Source organism: Pseudomonas aeruginosa (assembly GCF_001457615.1).
Lineage (GTDB): Bacteria > Pseudomonadota > Gammaproteobacteria > Pseudomonadales > Pseudomonadaceae > Pseudomonas > Pseudomonas aeruginosa.
Genome location: NZ_LN831024.1, coordinates 1587417 through 1606358 on the forward strand (window position 1 = coordinate 1587417; position 18942 = coordinate 1606358).

18 protein-coding genes are annotated in these 18942 nt (G+C 66.2%); 10 read left to right on the forward strand and 8 right to left on the reverse strand.

The window, feature by feature from the left end:
* Positions 1 to 65: 65 nt before the first annotated feature.
* From tsi3 to metG, 4 genes are all read right to left on the reverse strand, one after another.
* The gene (gene tsi3 / locus AT700_RS07335) at positions 66 to 503 is read right to left on the reverse strand and encodes a T6SS effector muramidase immunity protein Tsi3 (protein ID WP_003113900.1); all 438 of its coding nucleotides are present in this window, start codon (positions 501 to 503) and stop codon (positions 66 to 68) included.
* Entirely contained in the window at positions 500 to 1726 is a 1227-nt protein-coding gene (gene tse3, locus AT700_RS07340; protein ID WP_003092026.1) for a type VI secretion system effector muramidase Tse3, read from the reverse strand. Before tse3 ends, tsi3 begins: the two co-directional genes overlap by 4 nt.
* 86 nt (positions 1727 to 1812) lie before the next feature.
* On the reverse strand, positions 1813 to 2613 hold the full coding sequence (locus AT700_RS07345) for a DUF4349 domain-containing protein (protein WP_048520850.1): 801 nt from the start codon (positions 2611 to 2613) through the stop codon (positions 1813 to 1815).
* 33 nt (positions 2614 to 2646) lie between these two features.
* Entirely contained in the window at positions 2647 to 4680 is a 2034-nt protein-coding gene (metG, locus tag AT700_RS07350; protein ID WP_003103773.1) for a methionine--tRNA ligase, read from the reverse strand.
* Between the two features lie 130 nt (positions 4681 to 4810).
* Here metG and apbC point away from each other — a divergent pair, with 130 nt between their 5' ends.
* From apbC to rarD, 9 genes are all read left to right on the forward strand, one after another.
* Positions 4811 to 5905, forward strand: a complete 1095-nt coding sequence (gene apbC, locus AT700_RS07355) for an iron-sulfur cluster carrier protein ApbC (protein ID WP_003092020.1) — start codon at positions 4811 to 4813, stop codon at positions 5903 to 5905.
* Between the two features lie 100 nt (positions 5906 to 6005).
* Complete coding sequence (gene dcd, locus AT700_RS07360) at positions 6006 to 6572, forward strand: dCTP deaminase (protein WP_003092017.1); 567 nt, start codon at positions 6006 to 6008, stop codon at positions 6570 to 6572.
* A gap of 423 nt (positions 6573 to 6995) precedes the next feature.
* A complete protein-coding gene (gene rhlA, locus AT700_RS07365) occupies positions 6996 to 7883 on the forward strand; it encodes a 3-(3-hydroxydecanoyloxy)decanoate synthase (protein ID WP_003092013.1) in 888 nt (295 codons plus the stop codon).
* 65 nt (positions 7884 to 7948) lie between these two features.
* Positions 7949 to 9229, forward strand: coding sequence for a glycosyltransferase (locus AT700_RS07370; protein ID WP_019371560.1), 1281 nt, complete (start codon positions 7949 to 7951; stop codon positions 9227 to 9229).
* Positions 9230 to 9353: 124 nt separating this feature from the next.
* Entirely contained in the window at positions 9354 to 10079 is a 726-nt protein-coding gene (gene rhlR / locus AT700_RS07375) for a transcriptional regulator RhlR (protein WP_003119559.1), read from the forward strand.
* A gap of 179 nt (positions 10080 to 10258) precedes the next feature.
* Positions 10259 to 10864, forward strand: a complete 606-nt coding sequence (rhlI, locus tag AT700_RS07380) for an acyl-homoserine-lactone synthase (protein WP_003111059.1) — start codon at positions 10259 to 10261, stop codon at positions 10862 to 10864.
* A gap of 154 nt (positions 10865 to 11018) precedes the next feature.
* Positions 11019 to 11825 carry a cyclohexadienyl dehydratase gene (gene pheC, locus AT700_RS07385; protein WP_023085468.1) on the forward strand — a complete coding sequence of 269 codons (807 nt, stop codon included), beginning with the start codon at positions 11019 to 11021 and terminating at the stop codon, positions 11823 to 11825.
* Positions 11826 to 11918: 93 nt separating this feature from the next.
* Positions 11919 to 12779: a carboxylate/amino acid/amine transporter gene (locus AT700_RS07390; protein ID WP_003092000.1), complete on the forward strand. Its 861-nt coding sequence runs from the start codon at positions 11919 to 11921 to the stop codon at positions 12777 to 12779.
* A complete protein-coding gene (gene rarD, locus AT700_RS07395) occupies positions 12776 to 13675 on the forward strand; it encodes an EamA family transporter RarD (RefSeq protein WP_003091995.1) in 900 nt (299 codons plus the stop codon). The genes AT700_RS07390 and rarD overlap by 4 nt, the downstream gene beginning before the upstream one ends.
* Before the next feature lie 20 nt (positions 13676 to 13695).
* Here rarD and AT700_RS07400 read toward each other — a convergent pair whose 3' ends face one another.
* Positions 13696 to 14292 (reverse strand): C40 family peptidase, encoded by a 597-nt coding sequence (locus AT700_RS07400; RefSeq protein WP_003103763.1) that lies wholly within the window; start codon positions 14290 to 14292, stop codon positions 13696 to 13698.
* A gap of 456 nt (positions 14293 to 14748) precedes the next feature.
* Between AT700_RS07400 and AT700_RS07405 the strand changes: the two genes are divergently transcribed.
* The gene (locus AT700_RS07405) at positions 14749 to 16443 is read left to right on the forward strand and encodes an NAD-dependent malic enzyme (RefSeq protein WP_003103761.1); all 1695 of its coding nucleotides are present in this window, start codon (positions 14749 to 14751) and stop codon (positions 16441 to 16443) included.
* Between the two features lie 120 nt (positions 16444 to 16563).
* Here the strand turns inward: AT700_RS07405 and AT700_RS07410 are convergent, their stop codons facing one another.
* From AT700_RS07410 to AT700_RS07420, 3 genes are read right to left on the reverse strand one after another with little or no spacing between them, the layout of a single operon-like run.
* Positions 16564 to 17022 (reverse strand): NUDIX hydrolase, encoded by a 459-nt coding sequence (locus AT700_RS07410; RefSeq protein ID WP_003113894.1) that lies wholly within the window; start codon positions 17020 to 17022, stop codon positions 16564 to 16566.
* Complete coding sequence (locus AT700_RS07415) at positions 17019 to 17561, reverse strand: dihydrofolate reductase family protein (protein WP_003119560.1); 543 nt, start codon at positions 17559 to 17561, stop codon at positions 17019 to 17021. Before AT700_RS07415 ends, AT700_RS07410 begins: the two co-directional genes overlap by 4 nt.
* Before the next feature lie 19 nt (positions 17562 to 17580).
* Positions 17581 to 18909 (reverse strand): mechanosensitive ion channel family protein, encoded by a 1329-nt coding sequence (locus AT700_RS07420; protein ID WP_003103754.1) that lies wholly within the window; start codon positions 18907 to 18909, stop codon positions 17581 to 17583.
* Between the last annotated feature and the right edge of the window lie 33 nt (positions 18910 to 18942).

Below are 18942 nucleotides of genomic sequence, written 5' to 3' on the forward strand. Positions count from 1 at the left end.
AGGCTAGCGCAAACACGTACGAAAGACCGGGAGACGGACTGCCGTTGCGTCTCCCGGGGTCGCGCTCACTGCAACCTGGCCCGCTCCAGCAGCGCCCAGGCCAGGGCGAAGGTCGGTTCACCATCCTCGCTCTGCTCGCTGGCGCTGACCACGATCCACCGCGCGCCCGCCGGCTTGGCTGCCCACAGGCGGTATTCGCTGCCTGCGGAGCCGCCGTCGTCTTCCTCTACCTTGTAGCGCGCCTCGCCGTCGCCCAGGCGCCTGCTCGCCAGGTCGGGCGGGGGCGGCGCGTCCTGGCGCTGGACCTCCAGTTGGCGTGGGTTGCGCAGCTTGCCGCCTTCGTCGAAGCGGAAGCCCTCGGCGCTGCGCCGCGCGTCGAAGCCGACGGGGCGCTCCACCACCAGGCCGTTCGGGTGGGTCAGGGTCTTGTCGAAGTCCACCCCGGACTCCGCGGTGCAGGCCAGCAGGGCGAGGCTGGCGAGAATCAGGGCGACTGTCTTCATGGGAACCTCATTCCAGGGTCGAGGAAGGTGGCGTAGGCATCGTCGACGAACATCGGCCAGCCCGGCGACAGGTTGTCGTCCCAGGGCCGCGAGGTGTATTCCGAGGCCAGCGCGCGGACATTGTCCCGCGGCCAGTTGCGCGGATTGCCGGCGTAGGCGCGGAGATCGATGGAGGGAAATGCGCCGCGGGTCTTCGGCAACTTGCGCAGGTCCTGTTGCGACGCGAGGTTGGCGACGTAGCGGATGTAACGGGCGGTGGCGAAGATGTTGAATTCGTCGGAAGCCAGCAGGGTGGCGACCGCCTTGCGCGACAGACCGCGGCGCACCGGCTGGCCGAGCAGGTCGGTGAACAGCTCGTACTTGATCGCGGTGGAGACCACCACCTGGCCGAGGCCGATGGAGGTGTTGGCGCTCTTGATGCTGACTGCCGCCTGATAGTCCTTGGCGTCTTCGTCGCGGGTCTGGTCACGCTGCTCGGCGAGGATGATCGCGCCGATCAGTTGCGGCGTCAGGTCGTACTTGCGCGCGGCCGCGGACATGACCTTGGCCCGCGACGGCGGGTTGCCCGGATAGGCGTCGGGGAACAGCGTGCTGATCGGCTGGCCGACCAGCGTCTGTGCCTGGTTCAGCTTGTCTTGCGGCGAAAGCTGGCTCAGGTAGGCGCCCAGGTCGCCGAGCGGGTTGCTGTACTTGGTGACGGTCGCCGGGTCCTTGTTGAGCAGCTTGAGCTGGTCGCCGAAGGCAATGGACGGCAGGTCGGTCGGATTGACGCCGGTGGCGCCGACCCCGCTGAACGGACCCTGGATCGCCTGGCTGGCCACCCCGGTGGCGCCGGCCGCGGCGAAGCCCAGGCGGCCAGCGGCGTCGGCGAGGTCGGCGCAGATGTCGAAGAAGGTGATGGTGGGGAAGTAGATCCAGTTGTCGGTCTGGGTGCCCAGGGGATTGTTGATCAGGCTGCGGATCAAGGCATTGCGTGCCTGGTAGCGCTGCATGGTGGTGCGCCCGGCGATGCTGGCGATCAGCGAGCGCGCCAGTTCCGGCGGGCCCACCCGCTGGAACAGCTTGATCAGCGAGCCGCTCTTGTCGAGTGCGGCGATGGTCGCATCGGGCACGTTGTCGTTGCGGATCGCGGCGATCACCCGGCGGGCTTCCTGGCGGGTCACCTGCCAGTCGTCCCAGCTATAGGAAATCAGTGACTCGATCAGGTCGCTGGTGGCGGTCATCGGTCTTCCTCCTTGTGAGTTGCCAGGCCCGTCAGGCGGTCCTGGGCGAAAGAGCGGACCCTCCCGGTCCGCCCGTATGCCTGGGCTCAGCGCGCCTCGTTCTTGCCGGGCCGCCGCAGCCAGCGCCACAGGCCGCGCAGCAACAGGCCCAGCGGCAGCAGCACGACGAGGAACGGCAGGCTGTAGGCGAAGAATTTCATCGCGGCGATGGTGCCATCGACAAGGTCGTCGAGCAGTTGCCCGGCGGCCGTGGCGAGCTGGCCGAGGCGGCTGTCCGGCTGCGCCTCGCTGCTGAAGCTCAGGGTCAGCAGGTTGGTGGCGATGCGCCGCTGCTGCTGGGCGCCGGCCTGGGCGTTGTCGGCCAGTTGAGCTTCCACCGCGGCGATTTCCTTGGCCAGGGCCAGCAGGTCGCCGACGCTCATGTCCTTGCGCCCCTGGTATTGCTGCAGGGTCTGGTACTCGCGTTGCAGGCGCTCGCGTTGCTGGCGGGTGTCGGCGACCGCCTGGGCCAGGTCCTCGGCGCGGGTCTGCCGGCTTTCCAGCGTGCCGCCCTGGGCAGCGGCCGCGACCAGCTTCTCCACGCCGTCCGGGACGATGCGCACGGTGAGTTCGGCGTAATGGCCGATACCGCCGCGTTGTTCGATGGCGAGCACGTCGCACTGGCCGAAGTGCTCGCTGTTGCAGGCGTCGCGGCTGGCGGCGAGTTGCGCGTCGATACGCGCGGCGGAAAGGCGGATGCCGACGCGGTGTTCGTAGGCGAGGGCGGTGCCGGGTTTGCCCGTCTCGCCCTGGAAACCGGCATTGCCGGAGACGCTTTCGGTGTGTTCGGCGGAGCATCCGTAGAGCGCCGCCAGCAGGACGCCGGCGGCAAGCTTCCATGCGTTCATTCTATCGAGCCCTCCATGGCTTCGTGGTCTGCGTTACTTGACGCGCTGGCCCGGCTTGGCTCCGCTGTCCGGACTCAGCAGGTAGATCTCCTCGCCACCCGGGCCGGCGGCCAGGACCATGCCCTCGGACACCCCGAACTTCATCTTGCGCGGCGCCAGGTTGGCCACATAGAGCGTCAGGCGGCCTTCCAGGGCGCTCGGGTCGGGATATGCGCTCTTGATCCCGGAGAACACGTTACGCTTCGCGTCGCCGATGTCCAGCGACAGGCGCAGCAGCTTGTCGGCGCCTTCGACGAATTCGCACTTCTCGATCAGGGCGATGCGCAGGTCGACCGCGGCGAAAGCGTCGAAGTCGATCTCCGCGGCGATGGGTTCCTTGACCAGCTCGCCGTTGCCGGCGGGTTGGGATGCGGCGGCGAGGTCTTCCTTGGAGGCTTCGATCATGGCTTCTACTTTCGCGGGCTCGATACGGGTCATCAGGGGCTGGAACGGGTTCAACTGGTGGTTGGCCAGCAGGGTCTGGTGGTCGGCCCAGGTCAGCGGGGCGACGTTGAGGAAGGCTTCGGCGGCGGCGGCCAGCTTCGGCAGCACCGGCTTGAGGAAGATCACCAACTGGCGGAACAGGTTGATGCCCAGGCCGCAGACGGCCTGGACCTTGTCCTGCTGGCCTTCCTGCTTGGCCAGCGCCCAGGGCGCCTGTTCGGCGATCCAGGCGTTGGCGCGGTCGGCGAGGGCCATGATCTCGCGCATGGCGCGATTGAAGTCGCGGGCCTCATAGGCCTCGGCGATTCCCGGGGCGGCCTCGCGGAAGGCGGCGAGCAGCTCCGGCGCCGGATCGGCGCCGACCAGCACGCCGGCGTTGCCCTTGTGGATGAAGCCGGCGCAGCGGCTGGCGATGTTGACGACCTTGCCGACCAGGTCGGAGTTGACCTTCTGCACGAAGTCCTCGAGGTTCAGGTCGAGGTCCTCGACGCCGCGGCCGAGCTTGGACGCGTAGTAGTAGCGCAGGTATTCCGGGTCCAGGTGGTCGAGGTAGGTGCGCGCCTTGACGAAGGTGCCGCGCGACTTGGACATCTTCTGGCCGTTCACGGTCAGGTAGCCGTGCACGTTCAGCGCGGTCGGCTTGCGGTAGCCGGCGCCTTCGAGCATGGCCGGCCAGAACAGCGCGTGGAAGTTGACGATGTCCTTGCCGATGAAGTGGTACAGCTCGGCACTGGAGTCCTTGCCCCAGAACGCGTCGAAGTCCAGCTCGGGACGCCGCGCGCAGAGGTTCTTGAAGCTGGCCATGTAGCCGATCGGCGCGTCCAGCCAGACGTAGAAGTACTTGCCGGGAGCGTCGGGAATCTCGAAGCCGAAGTACGGCGCGTCACGCGAGATGTCCCACTGCTGGAGGCCGCTGTCCAGCCATTCGGCGAGCTTGTTGGCCACCGACTCCTGAAGGGTGCCGCTGCGGGTCCATTGCTTGAGCATGGCCTCGAAGTCCGGCAGCTTGAAGAAGTAGTGCAGCGATTCCTTGAGCACCGGGGTGGCGCCGGAGATCGCCGATTTCGGGTCCTTCAGTTCGGTCGGGGCGTAGGTCGCGCCGCAGGCCTCGCAGTTGTCGCCGTACTGGTCGGCGGTGCCGCACTTCGGGCAGGTGCCCTTGATGAAGCGGTCGGCGAGGAACATCTGCTTTTCCGGGTCGAAGTACTGGGTCACCGGGCGGGTGTCGATGTGCCCGGCGTCGCGCAGTTTCAGGTAGATCGCGCTGGACAGCTCGCGGTTCTCTTCCGAGTGGGTCGAGTGGTAGTTGTCGAAGTCCACCAGGAAGTCGGCGAAGTCGCCCATGTGCTCGGCGCGCACGGCGTCGATCAGTTGCTCGGAGGTGATGCCCTCGCGCTCGGCGCGGAGCATGATCGCCGAACCGTGGGCGTCGTCGGCGCAGACGTAGACGGCCTGGTTGCCACGCATCTTCTGGAAGCGCACCCACATGTCCGTCTGGATGTACTCCAGCATGTGTCCCAGGTGAATGGAACCGTTGGCGTAGGGGAGGGCGCTGGTAACGAGGATCTTGCGTGGTTCGGACATGGGTTCGGCTTATCGGCTGAGAGCTAAACGGATCGGTCACTATAAAGAAGCGGCGGTTTTTTTTCATCCGCGCGCCACTCGGGTAGGATGACCGGCATCGATTCCCCGCTTAACCCTCAGGAAATCCCCCATGTCCGCTATCACTCGCCAAACGGTGGAAGCCACCCTCCGCCAGTACCAGGACCCCTATCTGAACCAGGACCCCGTCAGCGCCGGCTGCCTGCGCGAGGTGGAGATCCAGGGCGACCGCGTGCGGGTGCGCCTGGAACTGGGGTACGCCGCCGGGCTGTTCAGAAACGGCCTGGCGCAAACCCTGCAAATGGCCCTGGAGGCGCTCGACGGCGTCGCTCGCGCCGAGGTCCGGGTCGACTGCGTGATCCAGCCGCACAAGGCACAGCCGCAGGTCGAGGTGATGGGCAACGTGAAGAACATCGTCGCGGTGGCTTCCGGCAAGGGCGGCGTCGGCAAGTCCACCACCGCCGCCAACCTGGCCCTGGCCTTGGCCCGCGAGGGTGCGCGGGTGGGCATCCTCGACGCGGACATCTACGGACCCAGCCAGGGCATCATGTTCGGCCTGCCGGAAGGCACCCGGCCGAAGGTCCGTGAGCAGAAGTGGTTCGAGCCCCTGGAGGCGCACGGGGTGCAGGTGATGTCGATGGCCTTCCTCACCGACGACAGCACGCCGGTGGTCTGGCGCGGGCCGATGGTCTCCGGTGCCCTGATCCAACTGATCACCCAGACCGCCTGGGACAACCTCGACTACCTGGTGGTGGACATGCCGCCGGGCACCGGCGACATCCAGCTGACCCTGGCGCAGAAGGTGCCGGTGGCCGGCGCGGTGATCGTCACCACCCCGCAGGACCTAGCGCTGCTCGACGCGAAGAAGGGCGTGGAGATGTTCCGCAAGGTGAACATCCCGGTGCTCGGCGTGGTGGAGAACATGGCGGTGCATATCTGCTCCAACTGCGGCCATGCCGAGCACCTGTTCGGCGAGGGCGGCGGCGAGAAGCTGGCGGCGCAGTTCGGCGTCGAGCTGCTGGCGTCCATGCCGCTGTCGATCGCCATCCGCACCCAGGCCGACAGCGGCCGGCCGACGGTGATCGCCGATCCGGAAAGCCAACTGGCGATGCTCTACCAGGAAATCGCCCGCCATGTCGGCGCGCGCATCGTTCTCAGCGAGCGGGCCAGCGTCGGCCTGCCGAACATCAGCATCAGCGACGACTGAGGCGATCGGGCAGCCGTCGGCGACGGCTGCCTTTGCCCTGGGGCGGCGGCCCCGGTAAGATTCGCGATCATTTTTCGCAGCTTTCGACAGGACACCCTCCATGACCATCAAATCGGACAAGTGGATTCGCCGCATGGCTCAGGAGCACGGCATGATCGAGCCGTTCGTCGAGCGCCAGGTGCGCGGCGCGGACGACAGCCGGGTGATTTCCTACGGGGTGTCCAGCTACGGCTACGACGTGCGCTGCGCCGCCGAGTTCAAGGTGTTCACCAACATCCATTCGGCGGTGGTCGATCCGAAGAACTTCGACGAGAAAAGCTTCGTCGACATCAACAGCGACGTCTGCATCATCCCGCCGAACTCCTTCGCTCTGGCGCGCACCGTCGAGTACTTCCGCATCCCGCGCGACGTCCTGACCATCTGCCTGGGCAAGAGCACCTACGCGCGTTGCGGCATCATCGTCAACGTCACCCCGCTGGAGCCGGAGTGGGAAGGCCATGTGACCCTCGAGTTCTCCAATACCACCAACCTGCCGGCGAAGATCTACGCCAACGAAGGCGTGGCGCAGATGCTCTTCCTGCAATCCGACGAGGCCTGCGAAGTGTCCTATAAGGACCGTGGCGGCAAATACCAGGGCCAGCGCGGCGTGACCCTGCCAAAAGCCTGACGCCAGAGCGTTTCGACACCGGAAACCGGGCCTGGCGCCCGGTTTTTTCATGCCTTTTCCGCCAACCCCTCGCTGTTCCCCGCCGGCCGCTCTGGCACGCCTTATCGCGGGCGGGCAGGGGCTTATGCGCAGGCGGCCGCCCGTCCTGTGAAATCTGGCAGTTACCGTTAGCTTTCGAATTGGCTAAAAAGTGTTCATCGGCTACGCGTGAACACGGACGCCAATCGTTTGCGCAGGCCGATCTGCAAGACCCACACAAGCCCCTCGCCTGAAGGGGTACGCATCCGCCGTGGCTGGTCCGCGCGGATGGCCGCTGAGTTACTTGTCTGCCGTTCGAACAATAAGAACGAACTCTACGTAATGCCGGGATACCCGTGGCAGCGATAGCTGTTTGCCTGTTCGAAAATTTTTGGGAGGTGTGAAATGCGGCGCGAAAGTCTGTTGGTATCGGTTTGCAAGGGCCTGCGGGTACATGTCGAGCGCGTTGGGCAGGATCCCGGGCGCAGCACGGTGATGCTGGTCAACGGCGCGATGGCGACCACCGCCTCGTTCGCCCGGACCTGCAAGTGCCTGGCCGAACATTTCAACGTGGTGCTGTTCGACCTGCCCTTCGCCGGGCAGTCGCGTCAGCACAACCCGCAGCGCGGGTTGATCACCAAGGACGACGAGGTGGAAATCCTCCTGGCGCTGATCGAGCGCTTCGAGGTCAATCACCTGGTCTCCGCGTCCTGGGGCGGTATCTCCACGCTGCTGGCGCTGTCGCGCAATCCGCGCGGCATCCGCAGCTCGGTGGTGATGGCATTCGCCCCTGGACTGAACCAGGCGATGCTCGACTACGTCGGGCGGGCGCAGGCGCTGATCGAGCTGGACGACAAGTCGGCGATCGGCCATCTGCTCAACGAGACCGTCGGCAAATACCTGCCGCCGCGCCTGAAAGCCAGCAACCATCAGCACATGGCTTCGCTGGCCACCGGCGAATACGAGCAGGCGCGCTTTCACATCGACCAGGTGCTGGCGCTCAACGATCGGGGCTACCTGGCTTGCCTGGAGCGGATCCAGAGCCACGTGCATTTCATCAACGGCAGCTGGGACGAATACACCACCGCCGAGGACGCCCGCCAGTTCCGCGACTACCTGCCGCACTGCAGTTTCTCGCGGGTGGAGGGCACCGGGCATTTCCTCGACCTGGAGTCCAAGCTGGCCGCGGTACGCGTGCACCGCGCCCTGCTCGAGCACCTGCTGAAGCAACCGGAGCCGCAGCGGGCGGAACGCGCGGCGGGATTCCACGAGATGGCCATCGGCTACGCCTGAACCCTTGACCTGCGAAGACCCGGCCTGGCCGGGCTTTGCGGTTGCATAACGCACGGAGTAGCCCCATGCACGCCATCCTCATCGCCATCGGCTCGGCCGGCGACGTATTTCCCTTCATCGGCTTGGCCCGGACCCTGAAATTGCGCGGGCACCGCGTGAGCCTCTGCACCACCCCGGTGTTTCGCGACGCGGTGGAGCAGCACGGCATCGCGTTCGTCCCGCTGAGCGACGAACTGACCTACCGCCGGACCATGGGCGATCCGCGCCTGTGGGACCCCAAGACGTCCTTCGGCGTGCTCTGGCAAGCCATCGCCGGGATGATCGAGCCGGTCTACGAGTACGTCTCGGCGCAGCGCCATGACGACATCGTGGTGGTCGGCTCGCTCTGGGCGCTGGGCGCACGCATCGCTCACGAGAAGTACGGGATTCCCTACCTGTCCGCGCAGGTCTCGCCATCGACCTTGTTGTCGGCGCACCTGCCGCCGGTACACCCCAAGTTCAACGTGCCCGAGCAGATGCCGCTGGCGATGCGCAAGCTGCTCTGGCGCTGCATCGAGCGCTTCAAGCTGGATCGCACCTGCGCGCCGGAGATCAACGCGGTGCGCCGCAAGGTCGGCCTGGAGACGCCGGTGAAGCGCATCTTCACCCAATGGATGCATTCGCCGCAGGGCGTGGTCTGCCTGTTCCCGGCCTGGTTCGCGCCGCCCCAGCAGGATTGGCCGCAACCCCTGCACATGACCGGCTTCCCGCTGTTCGACGGCAGTATCCCGGGGACCCCGCTCGACGACGAACTGCAACGCTTTCTCGATCAGGGCAGCCGGCCGCTGGTGTTCACCCAGGGCTCGACCGAACACCTGCAGGGCGACTTCTACGCCATGGCCCTGCGCGCGCTGGAACGCCTCGGCGCGCGTGGGATCTTCCTCACCGGCGCCGGCCAGGAACCGCTGCGCGGCTTGCCGAATCACGTGCTGCAGCGCGCCTACGCGCCACTGGGAGCCTTGCTGCCATCGTGCGCCGGGCTGGTCCATCCGGGCGGTATCGGCGCCATGAGCCTGGCCTTGGCGGCGGGGGTGCCGCAGGTGCTGCTGCCCTGCGCCCACGACCAGTTCGACAATGCTGAACGGCTGGTCCGGCTCGGCTGCGGGATGCGCCTGGGCGTGCCGTTGCGCGAGCAGGAGTTGCGCGGGGCGCTGTGGCGCTTGCTCGAGGACCCGGCCATGGCGGCGGCCTGTCGGCGTTTCATGGAATTGTCACAACCGCACAGTATCGCTTGCGGTAAAGCGGCCCAGGTGGTCGAACGTTGTCATAGGGAGGGGGATGCTCGATGGCTGAAGGCTGCGTCCTGAACGGTGCTGGCATAACAGATAGGGTTGCCATGATTTTGCCGTATCGGCAAGGCTGCGCGCTTGACAGCGTCATACCCCGGGCCAATTCTGCTGTGATGCATTTTATCGATCAGGGCTTACTGCAATGAGGAATGACGGAGGCTTTTTGCTGTGGTGGGACGGTTTGCGTAGCGAGATGCAGCCGATCCACGACAGCCAGGGCGTGTTCGCCGTCCTGGAAAAGGAAGTGCGGCGCCTGGGCTTCGATTACTACGCCTATGGCGTGCGCCACACGATTCCCTTCACCCGGCCGAAGACCGAGGTCCATGGCACCTATCCCAAGGCCTGGCTGGAGCGATACCAGATGCAGAACTACGGGGCCGTGGATCCGGCGATCCTCAACGGCCTGCGCTCCTCGGAAATGGTGGTCTGGAGCGACAGCCTGTTCGACCAGAGCCGGATGCTCTGGAACGAGGCTCGCGATTGGGGCCTCTGTGTCGGCGCGACCCTGCCGATCCGCGCGCCGAACAATTTGCTCAGCGTGCTTTCCGTGGCGCGCGACCAGCAGAACATCTCCAGCTTCGAGCGCGAGGAAATCCGCCTGCGGCTGCGTTGCATGATCGAGTTGCTGACCCAGAAGCTGACCGACCTGGAGCATCCGATGCTGATGTCCAACCCGGTCTGCCTGAGCCATCGCGAACGCGAGATCCTGCAATGGACCGCCGACGGCAAGAGCTCCGGGGAAATCGCCATCATCCTGAGCATTTCCGAGAGCACGGTGAACTTCCACCACAAGAACATCCAGAAGAAGTTCGACGCGCCGAACAAGACGCTGGCTGCCGCCTACGCCGCGGCGCTGGGCCTCATCTGATGCTTAGGGCGCGCCGGCTGGCGCGCCCTACCAGATCTGGCAGGTTGCCTGCCGTTCATCCTCCTTTAGTCTTCCCCCTCATGTGTGTGCTGGTATGTCCTCCGACTGAGAGGGCCCAGGAGTATCAGGGTAGGGATGCCGCCTTTTTTTCTCGGCCGGCACGACACGGGGACTTGGTCATGATCGAATTGCTCTCTGAATCGCTGGAAGGGCTTTCCGCCGCCATGATCGCCGAGCTGGGACGCTACCGGCATCAGGTCTTCATCGAGAAGCTGGGCTGGGATGTGGTCTCCACCTCCAGGGTCCGCGACCAGGAGTTCGACCAGTTCGACCATCCGCAAACCCGCTACATCGTCGCCATGGGCCGCCAGGGTATCTGCGGTTGTGCCCGCCTGTTGCCGACGACCGACGCCTACCTGCTCAAGGAAGTCTTCGCCTACCTGTGCAGCGAAACCCCGCCCAGCGATCCGTCGGTCTGGGAGCTTTCGCGTTACGCCGCCAGCGCGGCGGACGATCCGCAACTGGCGATGAAGATATTCTGGTCCAGCCTGCAATGCGCCTGGTACCTGGGCGCCAGTTCGGTGGTGGCGGTGACCACCACGGCCATGGAGCGCTATTTCGTTCGCAACGGCGTGATCCTCCAGCGCCTCGGCCCGCCGCAGAAGGTCAAGGGCGAGACGCTGGTCGCGATCAGCTTCCCGGCCTACCAGGAGCGCGGCCTGGAGATGCTGCTGCGCTACCACCCGGAATGGCTGCAGGGCGTACCGCTGTCGATGGCGGTGTGAGGTCGTCAGCCATTTCGCGCACTTTTTTCCGCTTCTCCTGCCGCATGCTCGGCCCGCGCCCCGGCGTCATCGGGCGTTCCCCTGCATTCCGGGATTTGGCCGCGGCTGCCGACTTGCGTAGTCTCTCTGCGGTCCGCCATCCCGAGGAGTCGCCATGCTGAAGTCATTCCGCCATCTCGTCCAGGCCCTGGCCTGCCTTGCGCTGCTGGCCAGCGCCAGCCTCCAGGCGCAGGAGAGCCGCCTCGACCGCATCCTCGAAAGCGGCGTGCTGCGCGTCGCCACCACTGGCGACTACAAGCCCTTCAGCTACCGCACGGAAGAGGGCGGTTACGCCGGTTTCGACGTGGACATGGCGCAGCGCCTGGCCGAGAGCCTGGGGGCCAAGCTGGTAGTGGTGCCGACCAGTTGGCCGAACCTGATGCGCGATTTCGCCGACGACCGCTTCGACATCGCCATGAGCGGCATCTCGATCAACCTGGAGCGCCAGCGCCAGGCGTATTTCTCGATTCCCTACCTGCGCGACGGCAAGACGCCGATCACCCTCTGTAGCGAAGAAGCGCGTTTCCAGACCCTGGAGCAGATCGACCAGCCGGGCGTGACGGCCATCGTCAACCCCGGCGGCACCAACGAGAAGTTCGCCCGGGCGAACCTGAAGAAGGCCCGGATCCTGGTGCATCCGGACAACGTGACGATCTTCCAGCAGATCGTCGACGGCAAGGCCGACCTGATGATGACCGACGCCATCGAGGCCCGCCTGCAGTCGCGTCTGCACCCGGAACTCTGCGCCGTGCATCCGCAGCAACCCTTCGACTTCGCCGAGAAGGCCTACCTGCTGCCGCGCGACGAGGCCTTCAAGCGCTACGTCGACCAGTGGCTGCACATCGCCGAGCAGAGCGGCTTGTTGCGCCAGCGCATGGAGCACTGGCTCGAATACCGCTGGCCCACCGCGCACGGCAAGTAATACAGGGGCGGCGAGGGTGGCCGCGGGCCCGCGCGGCCTTCCTTGGCGGCGGCAAAAACGTTATGGTCGGCGCCCCATCCTGGTGCCTGGTCCATGCGTTATCTACTGTTCGTCACCGTCCTCTGGGCGTTCTCCTTCAACCTGATCGGCGAGTACCTCGCCGGCCAGGTCGACAGCTACTTCGCCGTGCTTACCCGGGTCCTTCTCGCTGGCCTGGTGTTTCTCCCGCTGACCCGCTGGCGCGGCGTCGAACCGCGTTTCGTCGGTGGGGTGATGCTGGTCGGCGCGCTGCAGTTCGGCATCACCTACGTCTGCCTGTACCTGAGCTTCAACGTGCTGACGGTGCCCGAGGTGCTGCTGTTCACCGTGCTGACGCCGGTCCACGTGGCCCTGTTCGACGACCTGCTCAACCGCCGCTTCAACTTCTGGGCCCTGGCCGCCGCGCTGGTGGCGGTGCTGGGCGCGGCGATCATCCGCTACGACGGGATCACTGGCGAGTTCCTCCAGGGCTTCCTGCTGCTGCAACTGGCCAACGCCACCTTCGCCGCCGGCCAGGTGCTGTACAAGCGCCTGGTGCGCAAGTACCCGTCCGAGCTGCCGCAGCGCCAGCGCTTCGGTTATTTCTTCGTTGGCGCGCTGCTGGTGGCGTTGCCTGCCTGGCTGCTGTTCGGCGATCCGCAGCGCCTGCCGGCCGGCGAGCTGCAATGGGGCGTACTGGTATGGATGGGGCTGCTGGCCACCGCCCTCGGCCAGTTCTGGTGGAACAAGGGCGCCACCGAGGTGGACGCCGGTACCCTGGCGGTGATGAACAACCTGCACGTGCCGGTCGGGTTGCTGCTCAACCTGCTGATCTGGAACCAGCACGCCGACCTGCCGCGCCTGGCCCTGGGCGGCGCGGTGATCGTCGCTTCGCTGTGGGTCAACCGGCTCGGCCGGCGCGAGGTGCGTGCATGAGGATTTCCGGACAGGGCGTGCTGCTGTCGCTGGCCGCCTCGGTGCTGTTCGTTACCCTGCCGGGCTACGTCCACCTGCTGGAGCCGCTGGACAGCCTGCAGGTGGTGGCGCATCGGGTGGTCTGGTCGATCCCGATGGTATTCCTGCTGGTCGTCGCCACCCGCCAGTGGCCGACCCTGCGCGCCGCCTGGCGCCGGCTGTTCGCCGAGCCCTGGCTGCTGGCCTGCTTCCCGCTGACCGCGGCGATGATGCTGCTGCAATGGGGCATCTTCATCTGGGCGCCGTTGGCCGGGAAAACCCTTGAACTGTCGCTGGGCTACTTCCTCCTGCCGCTGGCGATGGTGCTGGTGGGGCGGGTGTTCTACGGCGAGCGCCTGACGCCGCTGCAGGCTATCGCCGTGGCCTGCGCGCTGGCCGGGGTGCTCCACGAGTTCTGGCTGACCCGCGCGTTCTCCTGGGTCTCCCTGGTCACCGCGCTGGGCTATCCCCCATACTTCATGCTGCGGCGCAGGATGGGCGTGGACGCGCTGTCCGGGTTCGTCTTCGAGATGCTCTTCCTGCTGCCGCTGGCGTTGGCCGCGCTGTACTGGCTGGGCGACGAGAGCCAGGCCTTCCGCGAGGCGCCGCGCCTGTGGCTGCTGCTGCCGATGCTGGGGCTGATCAGCGCGCTGGCCTTCGGCGCGATGATGGCTTCCAGCCGGCTGCTGCCGATGGGGCTGTTCGGGATTCTCAGCTACGTCGAACCGGTGCTGCTGTTCCTGGTGGCGGTACTGTTCCTCGGCGAAGCGTTCCGTCCCGAGCAGCTATGGACCTACGCGCCGATCTGGCTGGCGGTGCTGTTGACCGGCTGGGACAGCGCGCGCCTGCTGAGGAAACAGGCGCGGCGGGGCATCTGAGCGAGCCGCAGGCGCCGGAATCAGCGCTTGCGGGTGCTTTCGACCTGGGCGAGGGTGGTCGGCAGGATGCGCTTGCCGGCCAGGTAGTGGCGTTTCCAGTAGCTGCTGTTGAGGTCGGAGACGCGGACCTTCTTGCCGCGCCGCGGCGCGTGCACGAAGCGGTCGTTGCCGACGTAGATGCCGACGTGGTCGACGCTGCGGCTGCGGATCCGGAAGAACACCAGGTCGCCCGGTTGCAGCTTGCCGCGGGAGACCTTGTTGTTGTCCATGTTGTAGATGGCGCGGGCGGTCCGCGGCAGGTCGACGTCGTCGACGTCCTGGAACACATAGTTGACCAGGCCGCTGCAATCGAAGCCTTTCTTCGGCGTGGTGCCGCCCCAGCGGTAGGGGGTGCCGATCATGCTGAAGGCGCGGTCGGTGACTTCGGAAGCGGCGGCCGCGACCACCGAGCGGTTGGCGGACTGGCGGGTGCTGACGACCCGGCTGGGCGACAGGGTGGAATTCTTCGACGGCTTGAAGGTGTGGGTGACCTGGTTGGAAGCCAGGCTGGGCGTCGAGAGGGCGGCCAGAAGGGCCGCGAAGCCTACAGACAGGCATGTCAAAAAGGGTGAACGCATTTCGGCATGTCTTCGCGTGCGTGAATAACGGTCCAGGCTTCCGCTGGTTCGTGGTTACTCTCTGTTCATCGGAGTGTCTTCTGGGTGACCGGAACGAGCCCTCCTGACTCTTCCGACCAGGCCGTCAAACGAAACGGCCAACTGCTTCCGGGCCTGGATGCATTCAGGTTGTCCCGGCGATAACGGGCTTCACGAAGGAAAATCGGGGACTCATCGGCGTTCCCAGCGTATTCCCCTACGAAAGCGGCGGCTATTGTGACCTATTTTGACGCCGGCCTTCTGACCATTCGTCGAATGATCGGTTCCGGATGTGACGCGCCGGTTTCGCCGTGCAAGTGGCGATACTTGCGGGTCCGGCAATGACCTGTTGTTCGCCGTGGCCTTGGAAAGCCTCTGCGCCGGGGGTATGTTCGTGGTCCCCGTACCCGAGTGAAGCCCGTAGAAGCGAGTCCAGATATGACCGAAACAGCCAAGCGTCCCTTGTACGTTCCCCATGCCGGCCCTTCGCTGCTGGAGATGCCGCTGCTGAACAAAGGCAGCGCGTTCAGTACCCAGGAACGCATCGATTTCAACCTGCAGGGCCTGCTGCCGCACAACATCGAGACCATCGAGGAGCAGACCGAGCGCGCCTACAGCCAGTACAACCTGTGCAACACCGATCTGGACCGCCACATCTTCCTGCGCTCGATCCAGGACAACAACGAGACCCTGTTCTTCCGCCTGCTCGAGGAGCACCTGGAAGAAATGATGCCGATCATCTACACCCCCACGGTCGGCCAGGCCTGCCAGGAGTTCTCGAAGATCTACCGGACCCACCGCGGCCTGTTCATCTCCTACCCGGACCGCGAGCGGATCGACGACATCCTGCGCAGCGCCACCAAGAACAACGTGAAGATCGTGGTGGTCACCGACAGCGAGCGGATCCTCGGCCTGGGCGACCAGGGCATCGGCGGGATGGGCATCCCGATCGGCAAGCTGTCCCTGTACACCGCCTGCGGCGGTATCAGCCCGGCCTACACCCTGCCGGTGGTGCTGGACGTCGGCACCAACAACCCGGACCTGCTCAACGACCCGATGTACATGGGCTGGCGCCACGAGCGGGTGAGCGGGGCGCAGTACGAGGAGTTCGTCGACCTGTTCATCCAGGCGATCAAGCGCCGCTGGCCCAACGTCCTGCTGCAATTCGAGGACTTCGCCCAGACCAATGCCATGCCGTTGCTGGAGCGCTACAAGGACGAGCTGTGCTGCTTCAACGACGACATCCAGGGCACCGCCGCGGTGGCCGTGGGCACCCTGCTGGCGGCTTGCAAGGCCAAGGGCGAGAAGCTCAGCGAGCAGACCGTGACCTTCGTCGGCGCCGGCTCCGCCGGTTGCGGCATCGCCGAACAGATCATCGCCGCCATGCAACTGGAGGGCCTGGACGAGGCCCAGGCGCGTCGGCGCATCTTCATGGTCGACCGCTGGGGCCTGCTCACCGACGACATGAGCAACCTGCTCGACTTCCAGCACCGCCTGGCGCAGAAGCGCGCCGATCTCGGTGCCTGGGGCGGCCAGCAGGGCGACGACCTGGCGTTGCTGGAAGTGATCCGCAATGCCCGGCCGACGGTGCTGATCGGCGTCTCCGGGCAGCGCGGGCTGTTTTCCGAAGAGGTCATCCGTGAGCTGCACAGCCATTGCAAGCAGCCGCTGGTGATGCCGCTGTCCAACCCGACCTCGCGGGTCGAGGCGACTCCGCAGGAAATCCTCAACTGGACCGACGGCCAGGCGCTGGTCGCCACCGGTAGCCCGTTCCAACCGGTGCAGGTGGGCGACAAGCGGATTCCCATCGCCCAGTGCAACAACGCCTATATCTTCCCCGGCATCGGCCTGGGGGTGATCGCCGCGCGGGCCAACCGGGTCACCGAAGGCATGCTGATGGCCGCGGCCAACGCCCTGGCCAACTGCTCGCCGATCGTTACCCAGGGCGAGGGCGCCGTGTTGCCGGCGCTGGGCGACATCCGCGAGGTCAGCAAGCGCATCGCCGTCGCCGTGGCCAAGCAGGCCCAGGCCGAGGGCAAGGCCCTGCATACCAGCGACGAGGTACTGAACGACGCCATCGAGGCGAACTTCTGGTTCCCGCGCTACCGTGCCTACCGCCGGACTTCGTTCTGAGGCTCTGCCGCAGGCTGCGCACGGGGGAGAGGCGTTAACCGCCGATATTCCGCGCGATCGGTGCGAGAACGCGAAAAGGCCACCCCGAGGTGGCCTTTTTCGTTGACGGTAGCGCTAGCGCTAGCGCACATGATCGGGGCGCGTCCGGTGTTCGGCCTGGGTTTCCGGGTTTTCCGCCGCGCGCCGCGCCAGGGCCGGCAGGACATGATCGCGCAGCAGCGGCGCGAGATTGTCCGGCTGCGCTTGGCCGGGGACCAGCCAGGCCAGTTCCTCCAGCTCCGCCTGCGCACAGACGGCGTGGGGCAGGCGGGCGACGTAGATATCGGCATCGACGCGGGTGTTCGCCTCGTTGGCCGCCGGCGCCTGGAAGCTGCCGAGGTGCTCGAAGGTCGAGGCGCCCATCGGCAGGCGCAGTTCCTCCAGCAGTTCGCGCTGTAGCGCGGCGAGGGGCGTTTCGCCCGGCTCGCGCTTGCCGCCCGGGAGCATGAAGGCCTGGGTGCCGCGCTTGCGCACCAGCAACAGGTTGCCCTGGTCGTCGAACAGGCAGGCGGCGGAAATGCTCAGCAGGTTGTCGGTCATTGCGGGTCGTCCTCGGCGATCACCTGGTAGCGCATCTGTACGATGCCGCTGTTGTAGCCATGTTGTTCCAGCAGTTGCAGGCGCCGCTCGCGGCCGCCGGCGAACAGCGGGATGCCGGCGCCGAGCAGCTGCGGAATGACGCTGACGATCACCTCGTCGAGCAGCCCGGCCGCCAGGCAACTACCGGCGAGGCTGCCGCCGCCGGCCAGCCAGACCCGCCGGCAGCCCTGTTCGCCGAGGCGTGCGAGGCCTTCCTGGGGCGTGCCATGGCGCAACTCGACGCCTTCCACCGCGCTCTCCCGGGGATTGCGGGTGAGCACCTGGCAGGGCTTGCCCGGATACGGCCAGTCGCCGAAGCCGCGCACGATATCGTAGGTGCCGCGGCCCATCAGCAGCCCGTCGATGCCCTGGTAGAAGCCGTTGTAGCCATGGTCGTTGCCGCCCTCGGCGAAACGGTCGAGCCAGTCGACGCTACCGTCGGGACGGGCGATGAAGCCGTCCAGGCTGGTGGCGACGTAGTAGATCAGGTGCGGTTTCATGGACGGCGCTCCCCTCGCTTCAGACAGTGGCTTCGTCGCTGCGGCTCGGTGCGGCCAACGCCTCGAACGAACGGGCCTCGGCGTCACGCCCTTCGAGCATGCCCTGCAGCCCCTGGCGCAGGTCCTGGCCGCTGGGCTGCTGGTAGGCGCCGAGGCCGAACTCCGGCATCACCGCCAGCAGGTAGTCGAACACGTCGCCCTGGATGCGCTCGTAGTCGACCCAGGCGGTGGTGCGGGTGAAGCAGTATATCTCCAGCGGGATGCCCTGGGCGGTCGGCTGCAACTGGCGGACCATGCAGGTCATGTGCGGATGGATGTCCGGATGGTTCTGCAGGTAGGCGAGGGCGTAGGCGCGGAACGTACCGATGTTGGTCAGCCGGCGGCGGTTGGCGGCCAGCGGGGCGACCCCGCCGTTGGCGGCATTCCACTCCTGCAACTCGGTCTGCTTGCGGGCCATGTATTCGGTGAGCAGGCGCACCTGGCTCAGGCGCCGCTCTTCCTTCTCGTCGAGGAAACGCACCTGGCTGGAGTCGACGTAGATCGCCCGCTTGATCCGCCGTCCGCCGGACTGCTGCATGCCGCGCCAGTTCTTGAACGACTCCGACATCAGGCGCCAGGTCGGCACCGAGACGATGGTCTTGTCGAAGTTCTGCACCTTCACGGTGTACAGGGTGATGTCCACCACGTCGCCGTCGGCGCCGACCTGCGGCATCTCGATCCAGTCGCCGACTCGCAGCATGTCGTTGCTGGTGAGCTGCACGCTGGCGACGAAGGACATCAGGGTGTCCTTGTAGACCAGCAGGAGGACCGCCGACATCGCGCCGAGGCCGGACAGCAGCAGGAGCGGCGAGCGGTCGATGATGATCGAGACGATGATGATCGCGCCGAACACGAACACGGCGATCTTCGCCAGTTGCACGTAGCCCTTGATCGAGCGGGTGCGGGCGTGCTCGGTACGCGCGTAGATGTCCAGCAGGGCATTCAGCAGCGCTGTGAGGGCGAGGATCAGGAACAGCACGGTGAAGGCCAGTGCCAGGTTGCCGAGGAAGTGCGCGGCCTTGTCCGGCATCTCCGGGATCCATGGCAGGCCGAATTGCACCAGCAGCGAGGGCGTGGTCTGCGCCAGGCGCTGGAACACCTTGTTGCGGATCAGGTCGCCGAGCCAGTGCAGCGCGGGCTGGCGGGCGAGCAGGTTGGCGGCGTAGAGGACGATGTAGCGGGCCACCCGGCCGAGGATCAGGGCGCCCACCAGCAGCAGGCCGAAGGCCAGGCCGGCGTGCAGGATAGGGTGTTGGTCGAGCGCCGACCAGTACCCGGAGAGCTGGTCGAGAAGGGATGTGGAGTCCATGGACAGGCGACTTCCTTTGTTGCGGGCGGGGGG